The organism is Pseudomonadota bacterium (assembly GCA_039028935.1).
Taxonomy (GTDB): Bacteria; Pseudomonadota; Gammaproteobacteria; order Steroidobacterales; family SZUA-146; genus SZUA-146.
This window is the reverse complement of the sequence record JBCCHD010000039.1, coordinates 23,491-30,743: the sequence shown is the minus strand read 5'-3', so window position 1 is coordinate 30,743 and position 7,253 is coordinate 23,491. Positions and strand designations below refer to the sequence as shown.

Here is a 7,253-nt window from a genome sequence, read left to right as displayed (position 1 = left end):
TGGGTCATTCGGATATCCTCTCAAGATAAAAGGTCTCCGGCAATCCCGGGGCGGTTCAGCGAATGAGGTTTGCAGAAGTCATGGAATCAGCGCGGCAACATATTACAACTGGAAGTCCAAGTACGGTGGAATGCAAGCCTCAGAACTTCGGCTCTTCGTGAGACTGAACACGAGCTGTCGAAGCTGAAGCGAACGTACGCCGCCGCTTCGTCGCTTGTTCCCACATTTTCTACAAAATCAAGCGCCTTTTCTGTCTTTATACGCTTTGAAAACCCAGTAACTAGCCATCAGAAAAATGCTAAAAGATAAGCCGTAAAAGCATTCAGTTATTGCCGTTTCACCATACGACAGATTCGGAGCGACAAATACCGTAGTGGAAAAAACTGGAAATTCAAAGAAATAGGCGAAAATAAGCTGAACGAAGCTATAAATGAACAGACTCGCTCCGGTGAGAAATACAACATTCCCTTCCACTCTGTCGTAACAGAAATTCAACATAAAGTATATTAAAACAAAACTTACCGCTAGGCTTATTGCAACCATAATAACTCTCTCGTTTTTCTACTGGCCATCCCAATTCATACTTTCCTTCATGAACATCATCCACCGGGAAAACAGGTCATTCTGGGTTGCATCATTCATTGCAAGGCCTGATCTACAGGCGTTATTTTATAAAGTGCTTTCGCTTCTTTCGCTCTCGATTTCGTTCAGCTTTTACTTCTTCATCAAATTTGTTAAACAGCTCTTCTGGAGACTGTGCGGCTATTCCGCAGTCTTTTGCCTTGGCGTTTTCGATCAGCGCGTTATATTCGCCCTTTAACTGTGCGAACTCCACAGCCTTAGGCCCGTCGCCGCCTTCGAGCATCAGAAGTGTTGGCCAAAATATCATCAGACCCACACCCATTTGAACTTTATCAGCCTCGCTTATTTTGCTCAGATCTTTGTAAAGCAGTTCAGAGCGCGTTGTTACCATCCCTATTTCCTTGGCAATAGTTACGCAGCCAAAATCCGCATACTTAAGCGGTGACACGTAAGACGCTTCGATTGTTTTTGGATCTGAGGCGCACGCGCCGATAAACGCCAAACATAGCGCTATAATCAAGTATCTCATCAATCAGTTCCCTCTATAAAAAATGAAATTCGTTTTATCAATTAAAGAACACGCCTTGGGCGTTCCGCGTTATTGAATATAAAGTAACAAAGAACGCAGCCTTGGCCATTCAAAGCAAGATTGCGTATTAGGTCTAAAGAATGCTACTGCGCAGCTCTGGGTATACCGGGGTTTTTTAATTTGAGTCCACAGCCTGACCTTCGTATTGATACTACAACATCTCGTATTTAGCGAGTAGTTTGTCACTGATCGGTTGGAGTAGCCGACGGTTCAAGGGGGGCTATGGATAGGCATGGGCTGGACAACAAAAAGAAGAAGGGCAAGCGAAATTCTCATGTGGCTTCAGAAACCACTGTTACCGATGAAGATGTATCCGAGAAACGAGTTGGCGTTAGGGATCTGTTAGTCAGCCGTAGTTCGAGATCCATCACCAGTACGCGCGCGGCGAGCGACGTCCTCATTAGGCTCGGTATCGTTCTCATCTAAACATACAGCGATATCCCAGTCGCAGCGATGGCTCACCACGGTGTAGGCACAGACGTCTATGGCAAAGAGTGAGTGTAGCAATGGTAGCGTTTGCTCGATCCAGTCTTTGCACTATGTCCACTGCCGCGTGAAATAAAACTTGGCAAATGCCTCAAAATAGTCCATGTTATAGGCTCTATTGGATGAGCAGAAGGAGGTGATCACATGTCTAGTGAGATATTTTTGTGGTTGAATTTGTCGAGAAGTGCTGAGCAGGTTTAATACAATCCTGCTGAGTCATGGCCAGACAACTTCTGCCATCTCACGGAAAAGGCCGCACAACGTGCGGTCTTTTTTTATGCATTAATCAATCTGGTGACGTGTAAGGCGCTCGGCATATGGGTAACGCCGAGACTTTGGCAAGAGGGTGTTGAAATAGAGGGTGTTCAAATGAGGTGTCAGGCCGGTTTCTTGAAACGCCAGCAATCGGCTCACGAATTGCGTCCGCCGCCCGCCGGGTTGTTTGCCAAGAACTTGACCACATTACACCGGGGCGTTTCACGCCAGCGGTGAAGACGCGCCTTATCCCAAGCCGGCTGTGCGACTCATTTATGGAGGGGTCACCCAATTTATATTTTGCTGTATCACGCAAGCTCAATCGAATGTTCCGGATGCCACACTTTGGTGGATCAGGTTGTACTTCGTTTTCTAAATCCCTTGCGCTGGCGATATTGAGGATACACTGTTTATTCTTCAAAAGTGCTTGCAGCATTTTTGCAGAAAGACTCAATTAGTCGATGACAAACATCAATGACTCTATCGACACAACCGACCATTCAGTGCGTTTGCTCAATGCGCTAAACGCCTAATAACAATAGCATTTCATTGATCCCTGGATGAACCCATCAATACTGATCAGGCCTCGAATGAGGCGATTTGCGTGAGAACGTCGCTAAGTAGATTGGACGGCTGATACGCGCTGTGTATGGGGGCTCTTTCACGCCAAGCGCCTGCTCGTCTCGAAGCGAATCAAACGAACAAAAACTAAGACACAGTTTACGTACCAGCGTTTTGACACGCGGCCGATGCTTTTATTTCAAGGAAATAATCATGAAACAGAATCCCTATTTTATTGCTGCTCTCGCGCTATTTATGACACTAGTGCTGCCAACCGCATCAGCGGCATTGCCAGAGGGCATTAACTACCAAGCTTATTTGACGGACGAAAATGGGGCGCCGATTGATGCGGATGTATCGATTACATTTGCCGCGTATAACGTACCCGTCGGCGGCGTGCCGTTGTGGAGTTCAACGGAGCTGGTCTCTCCGGACAATGGGCTGTTTTCCGTCACGCTGGGCACGCCCGCCAACGCGTTTCCCGCCGGTCTTTTTGATACGCCCATCTTTATCGGGCTGTTTGTGGCTGGCGAAGAAATGTTGCCGCGACGAGAGCTTAAGTCGGCTCCCTACGCATATAAAGCGGCAGATGCCGATACGCTGACCGGCCAAACCGCCGCGGATCTTGATCAATCGTCTGAAGTTGCCGATCTCCAGTCACAGGTGATGGATCTGAGTGGGGATATTAGTGATGTCGATATCGTTGCGCAAAACGCGCTGACAACGGCCAATGGCAATACGGCGGATATTGCCACCAATGCCGGTTCAATTAGTGTCAACGATGGACGCATTTCTGTACTTGAAGCCAGCCCGGGAGACATTACCGGCGTATTCGCGGGCACTGGATTGACCGGTGGCGCGTCGTCCGGAAATGCGTCTTTAAGCATTGCCAGCAACGGAGTGGGAACCGCTGAACTAGCAAATGACGCGGTAACCAGTGCGAAAATACTCGACGGCAGTATTACCGGCGCCGATTTAAACAGCAGCTCATCGTATAATCTTGGAGACGTTGAGTTAGCCGATTTGACCGCCACTTCTCAAATAACGTTTGACTCTGTGTTCGATATCGTTATTCAAGACGACTTTAACGGTTTCCGCTGGTTCAATACTGCAGGTGATGAGCAGTTCGCCGCTATTGAGGTAAGGGAGCAGGATGTTACCTTTCGCGATGTTGCCCGAAGTCGAGCACTTATACGCTCGAATTCGAACGGTATCGGGATTGGTACACAAAACCCGTCCAGCACACATGACGTGACTATCCCAAGCCTGCAGGTCTCCGGAAACATCGATATTGGCTGGGAGCTCGTCTCTGCGTCTTACAATCTCGACTCAACCACAACGAACTGTCACGCGCATGGCAATCTTGAGTGCTACTACGGTTCGACCACGGTGACTTGCCCTGTGGGTAAAAAGCTAATAGGCGGCGGCGCTCGAGGAAGTTCAGCCAGATTTGGTGCCGTCGGTACCTCTTACCCGCTTTCAAGTACAACTTGGTCATGCAGTGCAAGCTATGACTTGCCAAATAATTCGCGAAATTGCTATGCAATATGCGCTCGCATCGACTAACGACCACTTCGAATGACTATGAGATAAGAACATGAAGTTAGACATCATCACTATTTGGGCAATGGTAGCAACCGCAACAGCGTTGGTATTAACGGGTGTGGTCATCACTCAGTCGAGTGAGATAAACCGCTTGACAACTTCATCGATTGCTCACCCAGGGCCCTCGAACACCGAGCCTGGTGCTGAGGCCAGTCGCGACCATTATCAGGCACCGGCATGGTTACAGGGTAGGAGCAAAGAATGGCGTTCCGCCGTCGATGATGATCGACGAGGTTATGCCGTTCTATTCGATTATGACCGCCGTCAACTGTTAGTCGAACGTTGTGTTCAACCAGACGTGTTTGACATTAAGAAAAATCTTCCTGCTGAAGACTCAACTTTTCATTGTGATCGTGTTCTCACCAGCGCATTGCAGGAATTTACCGAAAGTGGCGTAAAGGCGACCCGCAAGAATGGTCCGCCCTTGACAATAAACATTGTGCCTGAAGAGCGTGATGGGTCACTGGTGCTTGCCATGCGTTTTGATCAGCATACGATGCGCTTAACGCCCGGCGCACTTAACGACCTGCTTCAGGACATGCTGCGCGATGAGGAGTTTGCACGCCAACAACAAGAGTTACTGAGCTTTACTGAACAGAAGTTCAAGCAACAACGCGCGTTATTGGCCGACCAAAGCAGGCCGAATGGACCGGCGACGATAATCCCGCGTTCGCTGATTAAAGAGAACGAGGAGGAGGCACGTCTTGCAGACCATTCAACCAATTACTAATTGCTTATACTTAAAGCGAACCACAGATAATCAAGGTGGCGCCTTACTCGTCAAAACGGAGACGATAATGAAGAATCTGGTACTCCTGCTCGTATTCTCAGTTTTATGGTTTGTCGATCATAATGTGTTTGCAGATCCTCAGGCCAGTACCAACTACCGGATTGACTGGGACGTCATCGATGCCAGTGGTATACCGATGACATCTACCAACTACACGGTATTTGATTCTCCGGCGCAAGCCGGCCCGATTGGCATGTCAGCGAGCACTAACTATCAACTCTCTGCCGGGTTTCATGCGCCGCCTGATTCGGATACAGACACGGTGCGCGATTTTGTCGACAACTGCAGTTTGGACCCAAACAGTTCCCAGCTTGACACCAACAATGATGGTTTTGGTAACTTCTGTGACCCTGACCTGAACAACGACGGCAGCGTCAACTTTGTGGACTATGCACAAATGACTGTCGCGTTTCTCGCCACGCCCGCCAGTCCTAACTGGAATGCGGACGCGGATTTGAATGGCGACAACATCGTCAACTTTATTGATATTGCTCGCTTCCAGCTGTTCTTTTTAGGCCCACCCGGACCGAGTGGTGTTGATTAAGCCCAACATACGACTGCACACCTATAACTCTAAGGGGGCGAACCGCAGTGTCAGATAGGACCACATGCGGTGACGTCCCCATTTTATTTTCCATTCCTCACTCTGTACGGCCAGCACTTTCTCGGTTTTGCAAGAGAAGTGCGACATTGACTACAAATAAGGCGCTTTGAAGCGGCGAGGTCCGTAGTCGTGGAGCCATGTTCAAAGTGCCGCCCAGATTTATTTGGAATGCCAATCCTGGTCCAGTAGCGGGGTTGGGTGTCATGATACGTTCAATTGCTTTGCAGTCGTTCGATCAGTTGATCAAGAACAGTATCGGTCTGAGTGGATGTCACAGGCGACGGAATTGCCCAATCGGGCGTGACACCATCAGGCTGGGTATCACCTGAAGGTCTCACAATGTGCGCCTTGGGAAACGACACGCTGATACCGGTATTTGGCAGGCTAAACTGTTCCATGGCGCCGTAGGTTGTCGCCAGATCCGAGGTCTTCTCACCAACAATGGTGCCCATGCCGTAATCTTGAACCATCGCGGCCACGTTGACGGCGTTGGAGTAGCTGTGGCGGTTTATCAGCACGTAGACCTTTCCGTCAAAGCGCTCGCCTTTACGTGGCTCGGCAAACGGAATATCAAACGGGAACAGGTGCCCCCGCGGCACGCGATCGTACTCTTTGGCAAACTGCGCTGACACGCCGCTGAGGTTGCCACTGGCATCGAGGCGCTTGGCGTTGGACGCCGCTGCTTCGTCGCTTGAGCGAATCAGAAACAAAGAGCAAAACCGGAAGGGTTCGTCCGCTATCCATGCCAGCATGGGGTCGCTAAACGAATTATCACCACCTGGGTTCTGGCGCAGGTCGATAATTAATGACTCGGCCTGTTGCGATAGCAACTGCTCAAAGGCCTGGTTAATAAACGCAACAAACGCCGTGTTGTCCCACAACTCGGATGGGTTCTCCACATTGTAAAATGGCCCGGGACGCAAGTAGCCAAGGCGTTCATCCAACATTTGAAACTTGCGCTCGTTGCCGCTCAGGCTAAACGTTTCAGTTAAGTCGACGGCGGCCGCTCGCTGCTGATCACGTCGGGTCGCCTTAACCTCAACACGAAACGCATCGCCGTTTCGTTCAAGATCAAGATCGAATGTGTCAACCTCACCCAATACCGCCCACAGATCTCGGGCAAACGTAAACTCAAGCAGCGAGTGCGCGATGTACGGTGAGTCGGCGGAGATATGATCCGCTACCCGATCCAACCACTCGCTCATCGGCCTGCCGTTCAGTGCTGTCACAACGTCGCCGGTTTGAATGTCGGTGTGACCAGACAGATTTTCGGACACGAAAACCACGCCATCAACAATACGCAGATAAAAGGGAAACGTGCGTCCGCCTTGATTCCTGAACTGCTCAAACGCGTCGTTGGGAAACCCCACATTGGCATGGGCGACTTTGCCAAACGCGGCAAACCGCGCAAAGGCAATCTGAACATCGCGGCGGGACATTGGCCGGGTAATGGCGTCGCGCATCGACTCATAGAAGCGAAAATACTCGGCCGGGCTGCGCTGTGCGTACAGGTTCGCATGGCCGTTCTGCAGTCCTTGATACATCACCTCTAGGTCTTCGCGTACTTGCTCGACCGGGAGTGCTTCAAGCCAGTCGATCTGGGGCTGGTCGGTGGTCGGCGAGCCGTCGTCAGCGATCACATAAACACTTGATTGCAGTGCGATGAAACCGAAAATGAGCACAAAAAAGCGAGGCATAACTGTTCTCCGTTTGAAAGCGATACTCAGTTCACCGCACCGCTGGCGCGTGCACCATGTCGGGCGACTCCTGCTTTCCTGACG

The 7,253-nt window shown here is 50.2% G+C and carries 5 protein-coding genes and 1 pseudogene; 4 read left to right on the top strand and 2 right to left on the bottom strand.

Annotation, left to right across the window (positions count from 1 at the left end):
• Nucleotides 1–201, top strand: a pseudogene (locus AAF465_14710) (transposase).
• Nucleotides 202–664: 463 nt separating this feature from the next.
• Here the strand turns inward: AAF465_14710 and AAF465_14705 are convergent.
• Nucleotides 665–1,111 carry a metal ABC transporter ATP-binding protein gene (locus AAF465_14705; GenBank protein ID MEM7083977.1) on the bottom strand — a complete coding sequence of 149 codons (447 nt, stop codon included), beginning with the start codon at nt 1,109–1,111 and terminating at the stop codon, nt 665–667.
• Nucleotides 1,112–2,686: 1,575 nt separating this feature from the next.
• Between AAF465_14705 and AAF465_14700 the strand changes: the two genes are divergently transcribed.
• From AAF465_14700 to AAF465_14690, 3 genes are all read left to right on the top strand, one after another.
• Entirely contained in the window at nt 2,687–4,039 is a 1,353-nt protein-coding gene (locus AAF465_14700; GenBank protein MEM7083976.1) for a hypothetical protein, read from the top strand.
• Between the two features lie 31 nt (nt 4,040–4,070).
• On the top strand, nt 4,071–4,808 hold the full coding sequence (locus tag AAF465_14695) for a hypothetical protein (GenBank protein ID MEM7083975.1): 738 nt from the start codon (nt 4,071–4,073) through the stop codon (nt 4,806–4,808).
• A gap of 67 nt (nt 4,809–4,875) precedes the next feature.
• Complete coding sequence (locus AAF465_14690; protein MEM7083974.1) at nt 4,876–5,412, top strand: dockerin type I domain-containing protein; 537 nt, start codon at nt 4,876–4,878, stop codon at nt 5,410–5,412.
• 272 nt (nt 5,413–5,684) lie between these two features.
• Here AAF465_14690 and AAF465_14685 read toward each other — a convergent pair whose 3' ends face one another.
• On the bottom strand, nt 5,685–7,169 hold the full coding sequence (locus tag AAF465_14685) for a S41 family peptidase (protein ID MEM7083973.1): 1,485 nt from the start codon (nt 7,167–7,169) through the stop codon (nt 5,685–5,687).
• Nucleotides 7,170–7,253: the final 84 nt, after the last annotated feature.

What these genes read in the sequence shown, in the direction of transcription:
- AAF465_14700 (MEM7083976.1), top strand. Translation starts at nt 2,687, where the DNA reads ATGAAACAGAATCCCTATTTTATTGCTGCTCTCGCGCTATTTATGACA.
- AAF465_14685 (MEM7083973.1), bottom strand. Translation starts at nt 7,169, where the DNA reads ATGCCTCGCTTTTTTGTGCTCATTTTCGGTTTCATCGCACTGCAATCA.
- AAF465_14690 (MEM7083974.1), top strand. Translation starts at nt 4,876, where the DNA reads ATGAAGAATCTGGTACTCCTGCTCGTATTCTCAGTTTTATGGTTTGTC.
- AAF465_14695 (MEM7083975.1), top strand. Translation starts at nt 4,071, where the DNA reads ATGAAGTTAGACATCATCACTATTTGGGCAATGGTAGCAACCGCAACA.
- AAF465_14705 (MEM7083977.1), bottom strand. Translation starts at nt 1,111, where the DNA reads ATGAGATACTTGATTATAGCGCTATGTTTGGCGTTTATCGGCGCGTGC.